Genomic DNA, 19,438 nt, shown 5'->3' on the forward strand with positions numbered 1-19,438 from the left:
CGGTGTAGAATGAGCCCTCAGTTGTAAAATGGAGACTCTGGATGCTGAAGCTGTCGGAGTTCTGGAGTGCCCGCGCCCATTCCGAAGATTTCACCCTGACCCGCATGGGCTTTATGACGGTGCGTCTGCGCCTGCTCACCTGCCTGCTGATGGTGGGGTTGCCCGCCTGGGCGCTGGTGGACTGGCTGACTCTGCCCGCCACCCAGTTTGACGAATTGTTTCAGGTCAGGATCTTCTGCCTGCTGGCCCTCTCCCCCCTCATTCCCCTCTCCTATCTCATCCACTTCAAGCGCGAACGCATGAAGCTGGCGCTGGGCTACCTGATGGCGGTGATGATGCTCTTCTCCCTCATCTGTCTGCACAGCTTCGGGACGGAGCAGGAGCTGCAGGCGGGCTACATGGCGTTTCCCTATCTGCTCATCAGCCTGTTTGCCATCTTCCCCATACCGCTCTCCCTCAGCCTGCAACTGGCGGGCGGCATTCTGATCACCATGCTGGCGGGCAACTGGCTCCTAGTGGGCCAGCCGCTCCTGAGCGTGCAGACCCTCAACCAGGTCTGGCTGCTGGGGCTCTTCACGGTGGCGAGTGCCTGGGTGCAGTGCGGTCAGCTCAACATGCTGCTGCAGCTCTATCGGGAATCCACCACGGACGAGCTGACCGGCATGATGAACCGCCGCCTGCTGATGAAGCGGCTCGAGAAGGCCAGGGTCACCATGATCCGCAAGCAGGCATCCTTTGCCGTGCTGCTGCTGGATCTGGACAGATTCAAGCGCATCAACGACACCTTCGGCCATCTGGCGGGGGATGCCGTGCTGAAAGAGGTGGCGGCGACCTTGGCGGAGCAGCTGGAGCCCGGCATGGTGCTCGGTCGCTACGGCGGCGAGGAGTTCGCCATACTGCTGCCCAACTGCGCCGATCTGGCCCAGGCGAAACGGATCGCCGAGCGACTGAGGGTGGCGGTGGAGGCGCGGCTGGTGAAGAGTCCGACGTCGGATGAACTGCTGGAGGTGACGGTGAGCATCGGCCTGACTCTGTCCCTGCGCGGGGAGAGCGTCGAGGAGCTGCTCAACCGGGCGGACGAGTGCCTCTACATGGCCAAGATGGCGGGGCGCAACTGCGTGGTGGGCGAGCTGGCGAAGATGCCGGACAAGCCCGGGCCCACAAAGACGGATGCCGCCTGAGGGCGGCATCTTGTCTGGAGGGCTACATCAGTTCAGCCGGTACTTGCCTGACAACTGCTGGGCAAGCAGCTTGAACATGTTGAACACCGCCATTGTCTTGCCGGTCGGGGTGCCATCCTCGGCCAGGAAGAACTCCCCCTTGAACACTAGGATCTCCCCCTTCTGCTCCACCGAATCGGCACGCATGCCGTGGATGAAATCTTCGTGGCTCTTGATGATGCCGTTGGCCATCTCCAGCAGGGCAGTCTCGGTGATCAGCTCTTTTTGTGGTTGCATGTGCGTCTCCTTAAACGACTACTGGCAGGGCGCGGTGTGCCCCGCCGCTGATTGAAGAGGCGGTTAGCATACTGCAAGGGGGGATTTTCTGTCATTGATATGACCCCGCTTTTTGCCCGGCAGCGGGCAGCCGTCACCCCATCACCAGATTCTTGAGCCAGTGACGCTGGCGGATCCTGCGCTGCACCAGCAGCACCTTGCACAGCTCCTCCAGCAGCACCACGGCCACCACCCAGGAGAGAGGCCAGCCCAGCAGGCTGACCGCCACCCAGGCGAGGGGCAGGCCGATGCACCACATGGCGACGATGTCGATGAAGATGCTGTAGTTCACGTCGCCCCCCGAGCGCAGCACCCCGACAATGCCCACCATGTTGAACACCTTGAGCAACATGCCGAGGCACATGATGGCAAGCACCTGACCCGCTTCCCCCATCAGCTCGCCGGGCAGGTTGCCGACCCACTGCAGCAGGTTGGTCTGCAGCAGCCAGACGGCTATTCCCACCAACAGGGCGCCTATGGGGGCGAGCAGCAGGAACAGCTGGGAGTGTTGCCAGGCCGCCTCGTATTCCTCGGCCCCGAGCCGGTGGCCGAGCAGGGTGGAGCAGGCCACCGCCAGCCCGAAGAAGAGAGAGATGAGGATGCTCTCGAGGGTGCCCAGGGTGGTCATGATGGCCAGGGAATCTGTGCCCAAATGAGCGTAAAGGAAGCCGTAGAGCAGCATGCCGAAGGCCCAGAGCCCGTCGTGGAACAAGAGCGGCAGGGCGATCAGGGTGAAGCGCACCACCTCCTTGCGCCGGAAGGCGTCCCACCAGTCCTGTCTGCGCGGGATGAGGCGTGGCTCCTGGCGCCACACATAGGCAAGCAGCAGCGCCGTCTGCAGCAGCCGTGAAATCGTGGTGCCCCAGGCCGAGCCCGCGACCCCCATGGCCTCGAAGCCGAAGTTGCCGAAGATGAGGGCGTAGTTGAGGATGACGTTGGCGATGATGGCAATGATGCCGATCCGGGTCGGCGCCGCCGCGTTGCCCACGGAGCGCAGGGCCGCCTCCAGGGGCACGACTATGGCGGTACAGAGGATGGTGGCACCGGTGATCATCAAAAACTCGTCGGCCAGCAGGCGCAGCGCGGGATCCTGGCTGGCAAAGCCGAGTACGCTGCCCGGCGAGAGCACATAGATGAGGGCAAACGGCAGGCTCACCAGCAGGGCGCCCACCAGGGCCAGCGCCAGGGAGCGGCGCACTCCGGCCAGCTCGCCCCGGCCATAGTATTGGGCCGCCAACACCGAGACCCCGCCAGAGAGCCCCGCTATCACCAGCAGGTTGAAGAAGAAGACCCGGTTACCCAAGCCGACCGCCGCCACAGCCGTGGTGCCAAGCTGGCTCACCATCATGATGTCGATGAGACCGAGCAGGGAGAACATCATGGATTGCAGCGACACCGGCAGGGCCAGTCGCCACAGTCGGGTCATGAACTCACGATCGGTGGTTTGTTTTAAAATCGCTTGCCAATAATTCATATATGTTAACCGGGTATGTGAAAAGCAAGGTTTGTCATGGGTATGATAGGGGGTGATGCGGGTGGCTTCACTGTGAGCACCTCTCGGCTTTCTTGTTCAAAACTATCATGTTGAGGCGTTATGGCATTTGTCAGCGAGTGTCTTGAGATAGCTCCCGGCTGCGAGGAGCGGATGCTGGGGCGCGAAGGTCTGCCCCTGCTGGGGGAGGCGGGAGTCTTCTTGACCGGTCTCTCGAACATCCGGGAGCACTACCTTATTCGCCGCAACAGACCCGAGTTCCACATCCTGATGGTGAGCCATGACGAGGGGGGCGTCCTGCTAACCGATGACGGAGAGCTGCCCATCCCGGCGGGAGCCCTGGTCTTTCTCCCCGCCGCCGTGCCCGGCGGCCTCAGGTTGGTGGGGGAAGAGTGGCGCACCAGCTGGATCCTGCTCGATGACGTGCCGCGCTGGCAGCATCTGCACCGGCTCGGCCACCGCATCTGGCAGGGGGAGGAGGGGGAGCAGCTCTACCATCTGCTCAGCCTGATGCAGGGGGAGGGAGTGCGATCACCCTTGCAGCCCCAGCTGCTCAGCCTGTTGCTGGCCCTGCTGGACCGCACCCTGCAAGGGGAGGTGCGCGGCACCCCCGAGCTCAGGCTGCAGGCGCTGTTTCGCCGGGTGGAGGCGCGTCTCGATGAACCCTGGAGCGTGACCCTGCTCGCCAGCCAGATGGCCTGCTCTGTGCCCCATCTGCACCGGCTCTGCCAGCAGGTGTTCGGCATGGGGCCCATGGCCTGGCTGACGGGGCTTAGGATGAACAAGGCGCGCCAGCTGCTGCTCTATACCAACTGGCCCCTCGGCGAGCTGGCGGCCCGGGTCGGTTACAGCGACGGCGCCAACTTTGCGAACCGTTTTCGCCGCCTCACTGGTCAGACCCCCGGCGCCTTTCGTCGCCTGGGTCGCAAACCTGTTGCCACTGAGGTGCAAACCCTTTGAAATTGTTGGCCCAAGCCCATAGGATCGGCGGGCCACACAGTCAAGGTACAGATCCATGTTTGAAGATAATAATCAGAAACGTCCCCTCTACATTCCCTACGCCGGCCCGGCCCTGCTGGAGACCCCGCTGCTCAACAAGGGCAGTGCCTTCACCAGCGAGGAGCGCAGCAGCTTCAATCTGGAAGGCCTGCTGCCCCAGAACATAGAGACCATAGAAGAGCAGGCCGAGCGCGCCTATCGCCAGTTCATGGCGTTTGGCAACGACATGGACAAGCACATCTATCTGCGCAACATCCAGGACACCAACGAAACCTTGTTCTATCGCCTGCTGAACAACCACCTGACCGAGATGCTGCCGGTCATCTACACCCCGACCGTGGGCAAGGCGTGCGAGGAGTTCTCCAACATCTACCGTCGTGCCCGCGGCCTCTTCATCTCCTATCCGGACAAGGACAGGATCGATGACATGCTGCAAAACGCCACCAAGCAGAACGTCAAGGTGATAGTGGTCACCGACGGCGAGCGGATCCTGGGGCTGGGGGATCAGGGCATCGGCGGCATGGGCATTCCCATCGGCAAGCTCTCCCTCTACACCGCCTGCGGCGGCATCTCGCCAGCCTACTGCCTGCCGGTGGTGCTGGACGTGGGCACCAACAACCAGCAGCTGCTCAACGATCCCTTCTACATGGGCTGGCGCCATCCGCGCATCTCCGGGGAGGAGTACGACGAGTTCGTCGATGCCTTCATCCAGGCAGTCAAGCGCCGCTGGCCCGAGATCCTGCTGCAGTTCGAAGACTTCGCCCAGGGCAATGCCACCCCGCTGCTCAACCGCTACAAGGACGAGCTGTGCTGCTTCAACGATGACATCCAGGGCACAGCAGCCGTGACCCTGGGCAGCCTGATCGCCGCCTGCAAGGCCTCCGGGGCCAAGCTCTCCGAGAAGCGGGTCGCCTTCCTCGGCGCGGGCAGCGCCGGTTGCGGCATCGCCGAGCAGATAGTGGCGCAGATGAAGGCCGAAGGACTGAATGATGCCGAAGCTCGCGGCCGGGTCTTCATGGTGGACAGGTTCGGCCTCATCACCGACAAGATCCCCAACCAGCTCGACTTCCAGCGCAAGCTCTCCCAGCCGCTGGAGCGGATCAAGGAGTGGCCGGTGGGGGACAACATCTCCCTCCTGGAGGTGATGGAGCACGGTCGTCCGGACATCCTGATCGGGGTCTCCGGCCAGCCTGGCCTCTTCACCGAAGAGGTGGTCAAGACCATGCACAAGCACTGCAGTCGCCCCATCATATTCCCGCTCTCCAACCCCACCTCCCGGGTGGAGGCGACGCCGGCGGATCTCATCCGCTGGACCGACGGCCAGGTGCTGGTGGCCACCGGCAGCCCGTTCGCGCCGGTGGAGTACAAGGGCAAGCGCTACGTCATCGCCCAGTGCAACAACTCCTTCATCTTCCCGGGCATCGGCCTCGGCGTCATCGCCTCCGGCGCCACCCGGGTGACCGACGCCATGCTGATGTCGGCCAGCCGGGCACTGGCTGAGTGCTCCTCCCTGGTGAAGGGAGAGGAGGGCTCCTTGCTGCCGGATCTGGCGGATATCCATCGGGTGTCCCGCTACATCGCCAAGATGGTGGCCAAGACCGCCATGCTGCAGGGCAAGGCGGTGCAGACCCCCGATGATGTGATAGACCAGGCCATAGAAGCGAACTTCTGGCGGCCGGAATACCGCCGCTATCGTCGCACTTCGTTCTGATCGAAGAGGCCGCAAAAGCAGAAGGGATGCGCAAGCATCCCTTTTTTGTGCACGGCAGAGGCGGATGAGGGGTTATTGTGCCGGTTGCTCGGCAGCGGGCTCGGTGGCCGCTGGTGCGGCGGCCTGCACGCCGGTCACCCGGATCTCGACCCGGCGATCCGGGGCCAGGCAGTCGATGAGGGCGGCTCTCGCCTTGACGTCATCGCACTGGGTGCCGGTGACCGGATTGCTCTCGCCATTGCCCTGGATGCTCACCTTGTCGGCGGGCAGGCCCTTGCCGATGAGGAAGTTGGCGACCGTGCTGGCACGGGCCTCGGACAATGCCTGATTGTTGGCATCCGAGCCGATGCGGTCGGTATAGCCCATCACCACGGCGTTGCCATCCTTGGGCTTGATGTCGACTATCTGCTGGTAGAGGTCTTCCAGGGCGGCCATGCCTTCCGGCTTGAGCTCGGCCTTGCCAAAGGCAAATAGCACGTCCGAACTCAGGTTGAAGGTCTGATCCACCGGCTCGGGGGGCGGCGGGGTCACCACCAGGGGGGCGGCCACCGGCACTGCGGCCACGGTGCGGTTGGGGTGCAGTACCAGCTCTAAGGTCGCGGTACTGATGTCGCTGACCCAGCGCTGGGTGCCGCTGCCCAGCTTGTCGTTGTCAGGATCGTCCCCGACCCGCACCAGGTAGCGGTAGCGCGCCTGGATATCGACCCAGTCGGTGAGCCTGGCGGTCAGCCCCAGACCCGCCAGCGGGGCCAGGTTGTCATCGCCACCGTTGACGGAGTCGACGTGGTAGAGATAGCCGCCACCTTCGGCGAACACCGAGAAGATGTCGCCAAGGGGCAGTCGGCCTATCACCGACAGGGTGGCCCCCTGACTGTTGAAGTCGTTGCTGGCGATGTCCCAGTCACCGGTCGACAGATAGCCGAGTTCGGCGCCCAGGTTCTCGGTGAAGTTGTAGCCGACAAAGGCGTCGATGGCTGTGGCGTCCTTGTCGACATCCTGGCTGAAATCATTGATGTCGTGGGCAATGGCCCAGCCTCCCCCAGCCCCTATATACCAGTCGTGAGCAGGCGCAGCCTGGGCGCCACTCGTCGCCAATGCCAATGCAATCCACACGGGTTTCAGTCTTATGTTCATCGCGTATCCTCGTCGATGTTGGGTGTTATAGGGCTCCCAGCCCTTTGTTATGTATAGCCACCATTATGTATAGGCGATATGAGAGGTTTAACCACTTAAGTGGCGCATCTGTATGGAGAATTCGTGAGAAAGCAGGCAAGTGTGGCGCTTTGGACACAGCCTCGGGCGGGCATGGGGGGCAACAAAAAAAGGGGCCGTACGGCCCCTTTTTTTCAGGTGCGGATTGACCGCATCAGCTGAACTTACTGTTGAACTTCCTGCACGCCGGTGACACGCACTTCGACGCGGCGATCCGGTGCCAGGCAGGCGATCAGCTGGTTCTTGCCCTTGACGCCGTCACACTGGGTGCCGGTGACCGGATTGGCTTCGCCACGGCCCTCGATGGCCACCTTGCCAGCCGGCAGACCCTTGCCGACCAGGAAGTCGGCCACGGTGCGGGCACGGGCTTCGGACAGCTTCTGGTTGTAGGCGTCAGAGCCGATACGGTCGGTGTAACCGACTACCACGGCGCTGCCATCTTTCGGCTGAACGTCAACGATCTGCTGATACAGGGTGTTGAGGGCGGCAGTCCCTTCCGGCTTCAGGGTGGATTTGCCGAAGGCAAACAGCACGTCAGAGCTCAGGGAGAAGTTCTTGTCGACCATGACGGGCTCGGGAACCGGCTCGGGAGCCGGTGCGGCCACAGGGGCTACATAGGCTTTGCGGTTCGGGTGCATCACCAGTTCCAGGGTCGCGACGCTCATGTCGGTCTTCCAGGTCTTCTGCTCGTCACCCAGATCCCAGATGTAGCGGTAGCGGGCCTGCAGATCGAGCAGATCGGAGACCTTGGCGGTCAGACCCAGGCCGGCCAGGGGCGAGGTGCCGTTGTCGCTCTCGCCATTGCCGTTGACATGGTTGAAGTAGGCACCGCCTTCGGCGAACACGGAGAAGATGTCACCCAGCGGCAGACGACCAAGGGCGGACAGGGTAGCGCCTTGGGTCTTGAAGTCGACGCCATCGACGCCACCCTTGCCTGCATAGAGATAACCGAGCTCGGCCGCGTAGTAATCGTTGAAGTTGTAACCGCCGAACAGGGAGATCGCGGTGGCGTCCTTGTCGGCATCCAGACCGAAGGAGTCCAGGTCATGGCCATAGGCCCAACCTGCACCCATACCTGTGTACCAGTCATCGGCCGCCTGGGCGGTGGAGGTTCCCATGGCTGCAATAGCCAGAGCAATCAGGGTTGGAGCCATTTTCATTTTCATCATTTTATCCTCGTTGAGTTGCCGTGCTACGGGCGTACTGCGCACTCTTTGTTATACCGATCGCAGATGACACTTCATGTTGCGATTCCGTGACCTGGTCACGGACGGCTTGAATAAAAAATGGATGGTAACCTGGATTCTCATGAAGCTGTTTCTCCATGGACAACTAACCGGGCAATAAGCACTTTTAATAGTTCATCCAATGTCTTACAAGCGCAGCTACTGTATTCTTTTGAATCGGCTTGATCAAGTTTCTGCACAGAAATGCAGCTGTGGGGTTGGCGCGACGGGGACGCGGCCTGACCTGCGAGGAGGGGCGGGGGCAAGCTGGTGAGACAGAGGGTGACGTTTGAGACGACCGACATGCAAAAGGGGATGCCGTGGCATCCCCTTTTCGCGTTATCTGAGCGGAGTCAGATTACTGCTGAACTTCCTGTACGCCGGATACGCGCACTTCTACGCGACGATCCGGGGCCAGGCAGGAGATCAGCTGAGCCTTGGCGGTTACGCCGTTGCACTTGGTGCCGGTAACCGGGTTGGCTTCGCCACGACCTTCGATGGCAACCTTGCTGGCAGCCATACCCTTGCTGACCAGGAAGTTGGCAACGGTGCGGGCACGGGCTTCAGACAGCTTCTGGTTGTAAGCGTCGGAACCGATACGGTCGGTGTAACCAACAACAACGGCGTTACCGTCTTTCGGCTGGAACTCGACGATCTGCTGGTACAGGGCGTTCAGGGCTTCCACGCCTTCGGCCTTCAGGCTGTCTTTGCCAAAGGCAAACAGCACGTCGGAGTTCAGGGCGAAGTTCTTCTCAACGATCTGCGGAGCAGGAGCAGGAGCTTCTTCAACAACAGGAGCCGGAGCCGGAGCTACGTAGGAAGTACGGAACGGGTGGTAAACGGCTTCCAGGGTCGCAACGCTCTGGTTGGACTTGTAGCGTACGTTGTCGGCGTGCAGGTCAGCCACGTCCCACATGTAGCGGTAACGAGCTTGCAGATCCAGCGCGTCGTTGACCTTGTAGGTCACACCGGCACCGGCCAGCGGGGATACCTTGGTATCGCTGGTGCCCATACCGTCGGTGTGGCCCCAGTAGGCGCCAGCTTCACCGAACAGGGAGAAGTCGTTGCCCAGCGGCAGACGAGCGATACCGGACAGGGTGGCACCCTGGCTCTCGTAACGGTTGCCATCGGTGTTGCCACGGCCGGTGTACTGGTAGCCCAGTTCGGAACCGAAGTACTCGTTGAAGTTGTAACCGACGAAGGCATTGGCAGCAGCCGCGTCTTCTTCACCAGCGTTCACGCCTTCGATCTTGTTCAGACCGTTGAAGTGAGTTGCACCGACACCGGCACCGAAGTAGATATCATCAGCGGCGTGTGCAGCAGTTGCACCCATGGCAGCCATGGCGATGGCGATCAGGGAAGGAGCCATTTTCATCATAAAATTAATCCTCGTTGAGATGGCACGTTGTTCACGTGCTTCGCACTTTGTAATTTATGTAAGCTGCTGGCTCTGCCGGGCAACAAGAGTTGCGCCGAGCAGGGATCCTAGATCCATCCAGGAGGCACGTTAACTGGGTGCACAAGTGAGCGAGTTGCACTATCGGGAGCGCATACTTCGCCACGAACAGCCGATGTCATTCCGATGACGTGGCGCACTTTATGCTCATTTCAAAACATGATCAAGCTCACAGATAATCTGTGGGGCAGATTGTGTCGTATGGATAACTGGCTGTTTATCTGGATTTATTAGTGATCCAAGTAGGCGCGATGCAGCTTTCGCTCAAGCTTCATATAGGCCTCAACCCAAGCGTGCTGCGGGGTGGCGATGGCGTCCCTGGTCGCAAAAACCGCGAGATAGTCGGCCTCGGTTGCTTCGCACAGCAAGGGTGTGAAGCCGAGTAAAAAATGACGGGCGAGATAGGGGTCCAGGGGCCAAATATTGAGGATGGCCCTGGCCACCGGCTGAATCGCGGCTGAACAGATGAAATGTTGATGGCCGGCCTCCAGCCACAGGGCCATCTCCTGCAGGCCCTGCTCGGGCACCAGTCCCCCATCCCCTTTCTCCGTCGCCAGCGTCATATGGTTACCGTTGCCAAGCAACAGGCGGCCATCTTGCTGCAGGACTCCGTCGTGGCTGCGCAGGGGCAGCGGGGAGGCTTGCTCGAGATAGAGGCTGCACTTGTCCGGGAGGGAAGCCAGTACGGATGCGGCCTCGCTCTGCATGGCGGCGGGCAGCCAGAGTGCCTCGGCCCGGGTTTGCTGACTCTGACGGAGCTGACGGGGGAGGGAATCCGGGTCTGAATCCGGGTGAAGTCGGGAGATGATGCCGGGAAATGCCATGCTGAATACTCTTTAAGGGATAACCGGCGAATTATACGAGTTATGGCCGTGGCAACAATAAAGGTTTCTCTTCGAGACTGTTTACCTGAAGCGACTCTGCGATTACCATCCCCGAGGTTTGTTAGGGTTGTCGTCGAAAGACGCTTATTAAAGATAGAGGCTCGACCATAACGAGTCCGTTCAAAACTGATACACTTGACTACGAGTCGTCGCGAAAAATAAAGGTGGAGTGAATCCGCCGAACGGAGTATGGAACACATGAATTCAAATATCGTAACTGTTGGCAAGAAGATCCGTCAGATCCGCGAAGCGGTTGGCCTGAGCCGTCCCAAGTTTGCCGATCTGCTGGGCGTCCCCCCGACTACCCTGAAGAACTATGAACTGGGTTACCGTGAAGTTGGAGGCGCCTTCCTGGTCGCCCTGGCTCATCACCCGGAGCTGCACAAGTTCACCCTCTGGCTGCTGGCCGACAAGAAAGTCGCCGAAATCGGCCAGATCGGTCCGGACGATATTGCCAAGGCTTGATTGCCTGAGCCTTGATAAAAATGCCGCCCGCGAGGCGGCATTTTTTATTTGTCAAAACAGGCATTTATTTAAATAACGAGTGTGTTGTGTGCTTCATGTGGCGATTTCAACTAAATCACCTTGGCAAGCTGGATTAATCCCCGGAAAATTCCGACCCTTTAATTTCAGGCCCCTGATCCACAAAGCGAGACACGCATGAGCAATACCCTTCCCAAGGCCAGAGATGGCTTTACCAGCACCTTCGGCGTGCTTGCCGCGACCCTGGGTTCGGCGGTCGGCCTTGGCAACATCTGGAAGTTTCCCTATCTGACCGGTGAAAACGGGGGCGCCGGTTTTCTGCTGGTCTATGTGATCGCCACCCTGCTGGTGGGGCTGCCGGTGATGATCTCGGAGATCATGCTGGGGCGTCAGGCAAAATCCGATGCGGTGAGCGGGCTCATCAAGCTGGCGCCCAAGGGGCAACCCTGGTGGCTGATCGCGGCCATGGGGGTGACGGCGGCCTTCCTCATCATGTCGTTTTACTCCGAAGTGGCGGCCTGGGTGTTTGCCTACATCTTCAAGGCGGCCAGTGGCGAGATCCTCTCGACCGATCCCGCCGTCACGGGGGCGGCCTTCAATTCGCTCATCACGGATCCCTTGCAGAGCCTGCTCTGGCAATGGCTGGTGCTGGCCCTGATGGGGGGCATATTGCTGATGGGGGTGTCGAAGGGAATCGAGGCCGTCACCAAGCGACTGATGCCGGTGCTCTTCATCCTGCTGCTGGTGATCGGCATCCGCAGTCTGACCCTGCCCGGGGCGAGCGAGGGACTGAGTTTCCTGTTCTCTCCTGATTTTTCCAAGGTCACCGCCGGCGTGGTGCTGACGGCCATGGGGCTGGCCTTCTTCAAGCTCTCCATCGGCATGGGCTGCATGATGACCTATGGCAGCTACTTTCGGGACGATCAGCACATACCGCTCACCACTGTCCGGGTGATGTGCGCCGATCTATTCGTCTCCATGCTGGCGGGGATCGCCATCTTTCCGGCGGTGTTTGCCTTCGGCTTCGAGCCGACCGCCGGCCCCTCCCTGCTGTTCATCACCATTCCGGCGGTGTTTGCCAGCATACCGTTCGGCCACCTCTTCATGGTGCTCTTCTTCGTGCTCTCCGCCATAGCGGCAACGGGGGCCATGCTCTCCATTCTGGAAGTGCCGGTCTCGGTACTCTCCGAGCGTTTCCACATGAGCCGAAGAAGGGCGACTCTGCTCAACCTGCTGGTGCTGGGGGCGGTCGGATCGACCTGTGCGCTCTCCAACAGCACGCTGGCAGACGTGCAGATAGCCGGCAAGACCTTCTTCGATCTGTTCGACTTCGTCTCTTCCAATGTGTTGATGCCCCTTGGCGGTATCTTCCTCTGCCTGTTCGTGGGCTGGGTCTGGGGCTTCGAGCGGATGAAGGCCGCGCTGACCAATGGGGGCGAGCTGGAGCTGGCCATCCTCAAGCCCCTGTTCTTCATCATCCGTTACGTGTCGCCGCTGCTCATCCTGATCGTCATGCTCAAGGGGCTGGGGCTGTTCTGAGCGCCAGCCACCCTGACAAAAAGAGCGCCCAGGGGCGCTCTTTTTATTGGGATTTTGTCCGGAGTCCTCAGATCAAACCGAGTCGGGAGAGCTCCTCCTTGAGCTGGTCCAGGTTGCGCTCGACGCAAGCCTCTCCCTCGTTGATGGCATCGCTGGCGTGGTGGAAGTCCATGATGGAAAGGCTGCCAAGGCGCGGACAGAGCTGGATCTCGGGGGGATCCCCGGCCATGCGGGCGCGGGTGATGCGCTCCTGCATGATGTTGATGGAGCCTGTCATCACCCCCCACATGCCGGGGGTGCTGGGTTCTCCCCGGCCCAGCCACTGGCTGAAGAGGCCTCCCGGAGCGGGTTCGTCCGGCTCGTCGGTCCAGGGTTGATGCATGTCGGTGTTGAGGTTGACGGCGATCACCACCTCGGCCCCCATGGCCCTGGCCAGGGAGATGGGGACAGGGTTGACCACGGCGCCATCCACCAGCCAGCGATCATCGATCCGGGTCGGGGTCAGAATGCCGGGCATGCCGCAGGAGGCGCGCACGCACTGGCGCAGAGGCCCCTCTTGCAGCCAGATCTCGCGGCCGGTATCGAGCTCGGTGGCGACGCAGGCGAAGGGCAGCGGCAGGCTCTCGATGGCGGGATCCCCCAGGTGGCTGGCGGCGATGCCAAACACCTTGTCACCGCGGAACAGGCCGCCGGAGAGGGCGGGATCGAGCAACCCCATCACCTGCAAGCGGCTGAAGCCGCGCACCCAGGACTCCAGTTTGTCCAGCTCGCCGGCGGCATAGGCGGCACCGACGAAACTGCCGATGGAGCAGCCGGCCACCAGATCCGGTTTGACACCGAGGCGCTCCAGCGCCCGTATGATGCCGATGTGCGCCCATCCGCGGGCGGCGCCGCTGCCAAGGGCCAGGCCCAGGCGGGGTTTTCGTGCCACAGTGCATCTCCTGTCGTGAATTGGGGTTCCAGCTTACTCCTGCTTCTCCTGTGCGTCACCCTGCCAGCCTTCGCTGCGATTGCGACCATTGGCCTTGGCCTGATAGAGGGCGATATCGGCACGGCTGATCACTTCCTGCAGGCGAACCTCGGGGCCCTGGCGGCAATGGCCCAGGCTGACGGTCACCCTCAGTTCGGGGGCTATCTCGGTCCAGTCGTGTTCCGCAATCCGCAGCCGCAGCTGTTCGGCAAGCTGAGCCAGGGGGAGATCCTTGTCCGTGACCAGCAGCAGAAACTCCTCGCCGCCCCAGCGGATCAGGGTGCAGCCCCGGTCCTGCAGAGGCTGGCAGAGCTGAACCAGACGGATCAGCACCTGATCCCCCACCCCGTGACCGAAGCGATCGTTGACCAGCTTGAAGTGATCGCAGTCGAACATGATGGCGCCTATGTGGCGGGTACCCGCCAGTATGTGGCGGCGCTCGAAGGCATCGAAGTGGTGGCGGTTGAAGGCGCCGGTCAGCGCGTCATGGCTGGAGAGGTAATTCAACCGACGATTGAGACGGCGGGATCGCAGGCTGGAGAAGATGGCCACCACCAGACAGAGCAGGGTGAGGAGCGCCGTTGCCGATTGCCACAGCAGCATCTCGATCAGGGGCAGCAGTGCGATGCGGTGGATCAGGATGAGCGGCGTGTCCGGGACGGGATGGACGAGCTGGAAGGCGCCCTGCTGCCAGTGGTAGTACTCCTGCGGTGCCCCTCGCTTGAGGGGCGGCGCCGTGCCGGACTGGCTGCTGGCCAGGATCTGCCGGTGCTGATTGACCAGAAACAGGGTGCCGCTCTGGGGCGAGAGTCGGCGCAGTGTCTGCTCCAGGGTGGCTATCTCTATGTCGATGCTGATCAGGCCGATGATCTGCCCGGCCTGGGTAATGGGCTGAGACAGGGTGATCATCTGCCCTTTGCCGGCAAAATCCTGATAGGGGCGCGACAACGTGGCGTGCTCGGCGGGCGGGTGGCGGGTCAGTGCCTCCTGCCAGTAAGACTTGTGGTAGATGTCGGGGTCGAAACGAAATTGGTTGGAGGGCACCCAGGGGTAGAGATAGATGAAGTTGTCGGTGCTGGTGAAATAGATCCAGGCCACGGCCTTGTCCAGCAGCTTGCTGGCGGTCGCGAGCAGGGGAGAGAGGCTGAGCGCCAGGTGTATTCGGGCTTCCCGTTCACTGCCCGGGGCGGGCAAGGGGCCCAGTCCGGTCAGGTTGCCGATGAGGGCGGGGGGCAGATCGACGGGGATGCGATCCAGGCTGATGTGCCCGCTCGAATCGGCTTGCAGCGCAGGATAAAGCTGGCGAGAGAGGGCCGACTGGGGGTTGCTGCGCAGCCGCTCTTCGGCCTGGCCGCGCATGGCCTCGAGAAAGGTCTCCATCCTCTGATGCTGGCTGCTGAGCTGGGCCGCGGCATTGATGACGTCACGCCTGTTCAGCTCGGTGATCTGGCGCAAGGCGTGTTGCAGGGCGAGCAGCAGCAACAGCATGCTCAGTCCCAGCAGCAGCCACTGCAACCGATATTTGGCAAAGGCATGGGGTAATGTGGGCATGGGGCACCGGGAAGATGACGGGAGCGGCACCTCAGTGTAAGGCAGAAAAAAAAGTACAGTCTCAGCTGGATGTGATTTTGATGATCTTCCACCCGGGCTGTTACGTTTTGTCACATTTATACATAGTCACGGCATAGTCAGGGGGTAACATGGTGCCATCATTGATGAAGTTCCCTCTTCTCCTTATCTCTTACCTTGCATGGATTGTTTGATGAAAATGCGCGTATGGCTGTGGCTTGTTCCTCTTCTCCTGCTGCTGGGGGCCGGCACCTGGTATTTCCGGCAGGCCAAACCGGTCAGCAAGCCCGAGCCCAGACAGGTCAACATCAGGGCGGAAACGGTCAGGCAGAGCCTGGCAGAGCCCTCCATCAAGCTGGTCAGCAAGCTGGCGGCCAATCGCTCCGTGGTGGTCAGCCCCGAAGTCACGGGGCGCATCGTCAATATTGCGGTGCGCTCAGGTCAGCGGGTCAAGCAGGGGGAGACCCTGATCGCCCTGGATGCGGGCAAGCAGCAGGCCGAACTCGCCGAGCAGAGCGCCAGCGTGCGCGACGAGAGCCGCAAGCTGCGGGACATGCGTCGCCTGGTGGCGCGCGGTGCCATCACCAATTCGGAGCTGGAAGGGCAGGAGGCGACAGTGGCCCAGGCCCAGGCCAGGGTCGACGCGGCGCGCTATGAGCTGTCATTGCGCACCCTGGCGGCCCCCTTCGACGGCACCGTCAGCCTGATCGATCTCAGCGAAGGGGCCCTGGTCAACAGCGGCGACGTGCTGCTCCACCTGGACGAGCTGGCCAGATTGCGGCTCGATCTGGCGGTGCCGGAGCGCTACCTCTCCCTGCTCAAACCCGGCATGACGGTGACGGCCACCAGCTCGGCCTGGCCGGATCAATCCTTCTCCGGCGTGCTGGAGACCCTCGACAGCCGCATCTCCAACGAAACCCAGAACATCAAGGCGCGGGTCATACTTCCCAACCCCGGCGGCCAGCTTCGGCCCGGCATGCTGATGAATGTGGATCTCTCGCTGCCTGCCCAGAAGATGACCCTGATCCCCGCCCAGTCGGTGGAGTATGCGGGGGAGCTTCGCTTCGTCTACCGCCTGGAGGCGGACGGCCGGGTGAAACGCATTCCGGTGGAGCTGGGGGACACCCATGGCGAGGAAGTGTGGGTGCTCAAGGGGCTGAACGTCGGCGATCGCATCGCTGTGGAGGGGCTGGTCAACCTGCGTGACGGCGCCCTGGTCCGCGATCTGACCGAGGTAAAAGGCTGATGTGGCTCTCCGATATGTCAGTGCGCCGCCCCCTGGTGGCGGTTGTCATCAGTGCCCTGCTCACAGTATTCGGTCTGGTGGCTTTCGCCAAGTTGACGGTGCGGGAGATGCCGGACGTGCAGACGCCCTCCGTCTCCATCACCACGACTTATGAGGGGGCCGCCCCCGAGGTGATGGAGAGCCAGGTTACCAAGCCCATCGAGGATCAGCTCTCCGGTATCAGCGGCATCAAGAACATCAACTCGGTGACCCGCAAGGGACGCTCCTCCATCACTGTGGAGTTCAAGCTCGGCTGGAATATGCTGGAGGGCACCTCGGACGTGCGCGACGCCATCTCTCGCGCCCGGCCCAAACTGCCGGATGAGGCGGACGAGCCCATGGTCACCAAGGACAACGGCAACGGCGACGTGGCCATCTGGCTCAACTTCAGCAGCACCCAGATGGATCGCACCGCCATGACAGACTATGTCAACCGCATGCTGGTCGACTCCTTGAGCCTGGTGGACGGGGTGAGCGAGGTGTCCCTCTCAGGTGACCTGACTCAGGTGATGTATGTGAGGCTGCGCCCCGCCGACATGGCGGCTCGCGGCATCACTGTGGCCGATGTGCAGGATGCCCTCAAGCGGGAGAACATCGAGTTGCCCGGGGGGGAGATCCGCAACAACAGCATGACGATGGCGGTGCAGATAGCCCGCCTCTACCACAGCGCCGAGGATTTTCGCGGCCTGCCGGTGAAGACGGCCGTCAATGGCCAGAGCATCTATCTGGCGGACATCGCCGACGTTGAGGTGGGAGCCAAGAACGAAGACAGCGCCTATCAGCGCAACGGCCGCGAGAGCTTAGGGATTGGCATAGTCGCGCAATCCACCGCCAACCCCCTGGCGGTGGCCCAGGGCATAGAGCGCAAGATGACAGAGATGCAGCGCTTCCTGCCAGCGGGGGCCACCCTGGAGGTGGACTATGACTCCACCGTCTTCATCAAGCAGGCCATCGACGAGGTGTACGAGACCCTCGCCATCTGCGCCCTGCTGGTGGTGGCCGTGCTCTACCTCTTCCTGGGGCAGGCGCGCACCACCCTGATCCCCGCCATCACTGTGCCGGTGTCGCTTATTTCGGCCTTCATCGGTGCCTGGTATCTCGGTTTTTCCATCAACCTCATCACCCTGCTGGCGCTCATTCTCGCCATCGGCCTGGTGGTGGACGACGCCATAGTGGTGGTGGAGAACATCCACCACCACCTGCAGCGGGGTGAATCTCCCCTGATGGCGGCCTGGCACGGCACCCGGGAGGTGGGCTTTGCCGTGGTGGCCACCACGGCCGTGCTGGTGATGGTGTTCGTGCCCATCGCCTTCATGGAGGGCATGGTCGGGCGACTCTTTACCGAGTTTGCGATCCTGCTATCTCTCGCGGTGCTCTTCTCCTCTCTGGTGGCGCTCACCCTGACCCCGGCCATGGGCTCCTGGCTGATGCGTGCCGTCGACAAGCCCAATGCCCTGACAGCAGCGCTGGATCGGGGCCTCGGCCGGGTGGAGACACAGTACCGCAAGTTGCTGGGCTGGGTGCTGCGCCGCTCCGTCTGGATGCCGCTGGTGCTGCTGCTCTGCCTGGGGGGCATCGGTGTCCTCTTTGGCAAGTTGCCCGCGAGCCTCACCCCGACCGAAGACCGGGGGGTCATCTATGTGTTCGTGAAAGGGGCAGAGGGCACCAGCATAGAGCGGATGAAGCGCAACATGCAGCAGGTGGAGGCCGCCATCATGCCGCTGCTCGGCAAGGGGGTGGTGCAGGCCATGAGTTTCAGCACCCCGGCCTTCGGGCGCGGCGGCGATCAGACAGGCATGGTCATCATACAGCTCACCGACTGGGCGGTGCGGGACGAGACCGCCACCGAGTTTGGCCGTAGCTTGAGCGGGCGGCTGGCCGGCATTCCGGATGTGATGATCCGCACCTTCCAGCCCGGATTCAGGGGAGGCTCCACCGCCGCCGTGCAGTTCGTGCTGCAGGGCTCCGACTATGCGGAGCTCTATCAGCAGGGGCTGGCGCTGCAACAGGCCGCCGGCCAGAGCGGATTGATGCTGACCCCGGATCTCGACTACGCCGAGAAGACCCCGGAGCTGCAGGTGACCATAGAGCGGGAGCGGGCCAGCCAGCTCGGCATTCCTGTCTCCACAGTAGCCAGCTCCCTGCAGGCCCTGCTCGGCGGCGTCAGCCAGACCACCTATGTGGACAGGGGGGAGGAGTATGACGTCTACCTGAGGGCCAACCAGACCCAGTTCAACGGCATCTCGGACGTCAGCCGCATCTATCTCAAGGCCGCCAGCGGCGAGATGGTGAGCCTCTCCACCCTGGCCACCGTCACCCAGGTGGCGAGTCCGCAGCGCCTCAACCACTACCAGCGTCAGAAGGCGATTGCCCTGACCGCAGACGTGGCCCCCGGCCACACCCTGGGGGAGGCGCTCGACTTCCTCGATGGCTGGGCAGGGGAGCATCTGCCGAGCGGCATGACGGTGGATTACGCCGGTGAGTCCAAGGATTATCGCGACAACCAGGGGGAGATGGTGATGGTGTTCGGCCTCGCCCTGCTGGTGGTCTACCTGGTGCTGGTGGCGCAGTTCGAGAGCCTGCTGACCCCCACCGTGGTGATGGTGACTGTGCCCCTCGGCATCTTCGGCGGCCTGCTTGGCCTCTGGCTCACGGGACAGGAGCTGAGCATCTACAGCCAGATAGGGATGATCATGCTGATCGGCATGGTGACCAAGAACGGCATCCTCATAGTGGAGTTCATCAACCAGCTGCGCCAGCGGGGGGAATCCTTCGAGGAGGCCATCATAGCCGCCTCGGTGCGCCGCCTGCGCCCCATCCTGATGACCTCACTCACCGCCATCATAGGTGCCGTGCCCCTGATGGTCTCCATGGGGGCGGGGTATGAGAGCCGGATGGCTGTGGGGACCGTGGTCTTCTTCGGGTTGTCGCTCGCGACCCTGATCACCCTGCTGATAGTGCCGGCCATCTATCACCTGATCGCCAGAGGGGCGGGGATGACGGGGGCGCGGGATCTGCTGGTGGACGAGGCGCTGGCCGAGGGGAGCGCCCCGGTCAGCGAGGCCGCCCCCGAGAGCCGGGACAAGCCGGCGGCCTGATCCTGCCCCCCATCCGGG

General features: G+C 62.1%; 15 protein-coding genes. 7 read left to right on the forward strand and 8 right to left on the reverse strand.

The features are described 5' to 3' along the window. The first annotated feature begins 41 nt into the window (after positions 1-41). Positions 42-1,181, forward strand: coding sequence for a GGDEF domain-containing protein (locus WIR04_RS05850; RefSeq protein ID WP_338891177.1), 1,140 nt, complete (start codon positions 42-44; stop codon positions 1,179-1,181). A gap of 27 nt (positions 1,182-1,208) precedes the next feature. Here WIR04_RS05850 and WIR04_RS05855 read toward each other — a convergent pair whose 3' ends face one another. Both WIR04_RS05855 and WIR04_RS05860 read right to left on the reverse strand, forming a co-directional pair. Beyond that, on the reverse strand, positions 1,209-1,457 hold the full coding sequence (locus WIR04_RS05855; RefSeq protein ID WP_025327828.1) for a DUF2498 family protein: 249 nt from the start codon (positions 1,455-1,457) through the stop codon (positions 1,209-1,211). A 133-nt stretch (positions 1,458-1,590) separates the two neighbouring features. Then, positions 1,591-2,970 (reverse strand): MATE family efflux transporter, encoded by a 1,380-nt coding sequence (locus WIR04_RS05860; protein ID WP_025327827.1) that lies wholly within the window; start codon positions 2,968-2,970, stop codon positions 1,591-1,593. 120 nt (positions 2,971-3,090) lie between these two features. Between WIR04_RS05860 and WIR04_RS05865 the strand changes: the two genes are divergently transcribed. Together WIR04_RS05865 and WIR04_RS05870 are read left to right on the forward strand one after the other, a co-directional pair. Further along, entirely contained in the window at positions 3,091-3,948 is an 858-nt protein-coding gene (locus WIR04_RS05865) for a helix-turn-helix transcriptional regulator (RefSeq protein ID WP_025327826.1), read from the forward strand. Positions 3,949-4,003: 55 nt separating this feature from the next. Further along, positions 4,004-5,698: an NAD-dependent malic enzyme gene (locus WIR04_RS05870; protein WP_338891179.1), complete on the forward strand. Its 1,695-nt coding sequence runs from the start codon at positions 4,004-4,006 to the stop codon at positions 5,696-5,698. 72 nt (positions 5,699-5,770) lie between these two features. Here the strand turns inward: WIR04_RS05870 and WIR04_RS05875 are convergent, their stop codons facing one another. The 4 genes from WIR04_RS05875 to WIR04_RS05890 all read right to left on the reverse strand — a co-directional run bounded on the left by WIR04_RS05875 (position 5,771) and on the right by WIR04_RS05890 (position 10,416). Next, complete coding sequence (locus WIR04_RS05875; RefSeq protein WP_338891180.1) at positions 5,771-6,832, reverse strand: OmpA family protein; 1,062 nt, start codon at positions 6,830-6,832, stop codon at positions 5,771-5,773. A gap of 242 nt (positions 6,833-7,074) precedes the next feature. Beyond that, entirely contained in the window at positions 7,075-8,076 is a 1,002-nt protein-coding gene (gene ompA, locus WIR04_RS05880; RefSeq protein ID WP_338892470.1) for a porin OmpA, read from the reverse strand. 418 nt (positions 8,077-8,494) lie between these two features. Continuing rightward, positions 8,495-9,514: a porin OmpA gene (ompA, locus tag WIR04_RS05885; RefSeq protein ID WP_025327822.1), complete on the reverse strand. Its 1,020-nt coding sequence runs from the start codon at positions 9,512-9,514 to the stop codon at positions 8,495-8,497. Between the two features lie 308 nt (positions 9,515-9,822). After that, on the reverse strand, positions 9,823-10,416 hold the full coding sequence (locus tag WIR04_RS05890) for a hypothetical protein (RefSeq protein WP_307764168.1): 594 nt from the start codon (positions 10,414-10,416) through the stop codon (positions 9,823-9,825). Between the two features lie 258 nt (positions 10,417-10,674). Here WIR04_RS05890 and WIR04_RS05895 point away from each other — a divergent pair, with 258 nt between their 5' ends. Continuing rightward, on the forward strand, positions 10,675-10,941 hold the full coding sequence (locus tag WIR04_RS05895) for a helix-turn-helix domain-containing protein (protein ID WP_005298604.1): 267 nt from the start codon (positions 10,675-10,677) through the stop codon (positions 10,939-10,941). A 195-nt stretch (positions 10,942-11,136) separates the two neighbouring features. Beyond that, positions 11,137-12,498, forward strand: a complete 1,362-nt coding sequence (locus WIR04_RS05900) for a sodium-dependent transporter (protein ID WP_338891181.1) — start codon at positions 11,137-11,139, stop codon at positions 12,496-12,498. A 67-nt stretch (positions 12,499-12,565) separates the two neighbouring features. Here the strand turns inward: WIR04_RS05900 and WIR04_RS05905 are convergent, their stop codons facing one another. Beyond that, entirely contained in the window at positions 12,566-13,429 is an 864-nt protein-coding gene (locus WIR04_RS05905; protein ID WP_338891184.1) for a patatin-like phospholipase family protein, read from the reverse strand. 33 nt (positions 13,430-13,462) lie between these two features. Then, complete coding sequence (locus tag WIR04_RS05910; RefSeq protein WP_338891185.1) at positions 13,463-15,019, reverse strand: diguanylate cyclase; 1,557 nt, start codon at positions 15,017-15,019, stop codon at positions 13,463-13,465. 211 nt (positions 15,020-15,230) lie between these two features. Between WIR04_RS05910 and WIR04_RS05915 the strand changes: the two genes are divergently transcribed. Together WIR04_RS05915 and WIR04_RS05920 are read left to right on the forward strand one after the other, a co-directional pair. Continuing rightward, positions 15,231-16,283, forward strand: coding sequence for an efflux RND transporter periplasmic adaptor subunit (locus WIR04_RS05915; RefSeq protein ID WP_338891187.1), 1,053 nt, complete (start codon positions 15,231-15,233; stop codon positions 16,281-16,283). Further along, complete coding sequence (locus WIR04_RS05920; RefSeq protein ID WP_338891189.1) at positions 16,283-19,420, forward strand: efflux RND transporter permease subunit; 3,138 nt, start codon at positions 16,283-16,285, stop codon at positions 19,418-19,420. Before WIR04_RS05915 ends, WIR04_RS05920 begins: the two co-directional genes overlap by 1 nt. The last annotated feature ends 18 nt before the right edge of the window (positions 19,421-19,438 follow it).

Source organism: Aeromonas rivipollensis (assembly GCF_037811135.1).
Classification (GTDB): Bacteria; Pseudomonadota; Gammaproteobacteria; order Enterobacterales; family Aeromonadaceae; genus Aeromonas; species Aeromonas rivipollensis.

Excerpts from the sequence above, each read along its gene's own strand:
- WIR04_RS05850 (WP_338891177.1), top strand. The coding sequence starts at position 42 with ATGCTGAAGCTGTCGGAGTTCTGGAGTGCCCGCGCCCATTCCGAAGAT.
- WIR04_RS05855 (WP_025327828.1), bottom strand. The coding sequence starts at position 1,457 with ATGCAACCACAAAAAGAGCTGATCACCGAGACTGCCCTGCTGGAGATG.
- WIR04_RS05860 (WP_025327827.1), bottom strand. The coding sequence starts at position 2,970 with ATGAATTATTGGCAAGCGATTTTAAAACAAACCACCGATCGTGAGTTC.
- WIR04_RS05865 (WP_025327826.1), top strand. The coding sequence starts at position 3,091 with ATGGCATTTGTCAGCGAGTGTCTTGAGATAGCTCCCGGCTGCGAGGAG.
- WIR04_RS05870 (WP_338891179.1), top strand. The coding sequence starts at position 4,004 with ATGTTTGAAGATAATAATCAGAAACGTCCCCTCTACATTCCCTACGCC.
- WIR04_RS05875 (WP_338891180.1), bottom strand. The coding sequence starts at position 6,832 with ATGAACATAAGACTGAAACCCGTGTGGATTGCATTGGCATTGGCGACG.
- ompA (WP_338892470.1), bottom strand. The coding sequence starts at position 8,076 with ATGAAAATGAAAATGGCTCCAACCCTGATTGCTCTGGCTATTGCAGCC.
- ompA (WP_025327822.1), bottom strand. The coding sequence starts at position 9,514 with ATGATGAAAATGGCTCCTTCCCTGATCGCCATCGCCATGGCTGCCATG.
- WIR04_RS05890 (WP_307764168.1), bottom strand. The coding sequence starts at position 10,416 with ATGGCATTTCCCGGCATCATCTCCCGACTTCACCCGGATTCAGACCCG.
- WIR04_RS05895 (WP_005298604.1), top strand. The coding sequence starts at position 10,675 with ATGAATTCAAATATCGTAACTGTTGGCAAGAAGATCCGTCAGATCCGC.
- WIR04_RS05900 (WP_338891181.1), top strand. The coding sequence starts at position 11,137 with ATGAGCAATACCCTTCCCAAGGCCAGAGATGGCTTTACCAGCACCTTC.
- WIR04_RS05910 (WP_338891185.1), bottom strand. The coding sequence starts at position 15,019 with ATGCCCACATTACCCCATGCCTTTGCCAAATATCGGTTGCAGTGGCTG.
- WIR04_RS05915 (WP_338891187.1), top strand. The coding sequence starts at position 15,231 with ATGAAAATGCGCGTATGGCTGTGGCTTGTTCCTCTTCTCCTGCTGCTG.
- WIR04_RS05920 (WP_338891189.1), top strand. The coding sequence starts at position 16,283 with ATGTGGCTCTCCGATATGTCAGTGCGCCGCCCCCTGGTGGCGGTTGTC.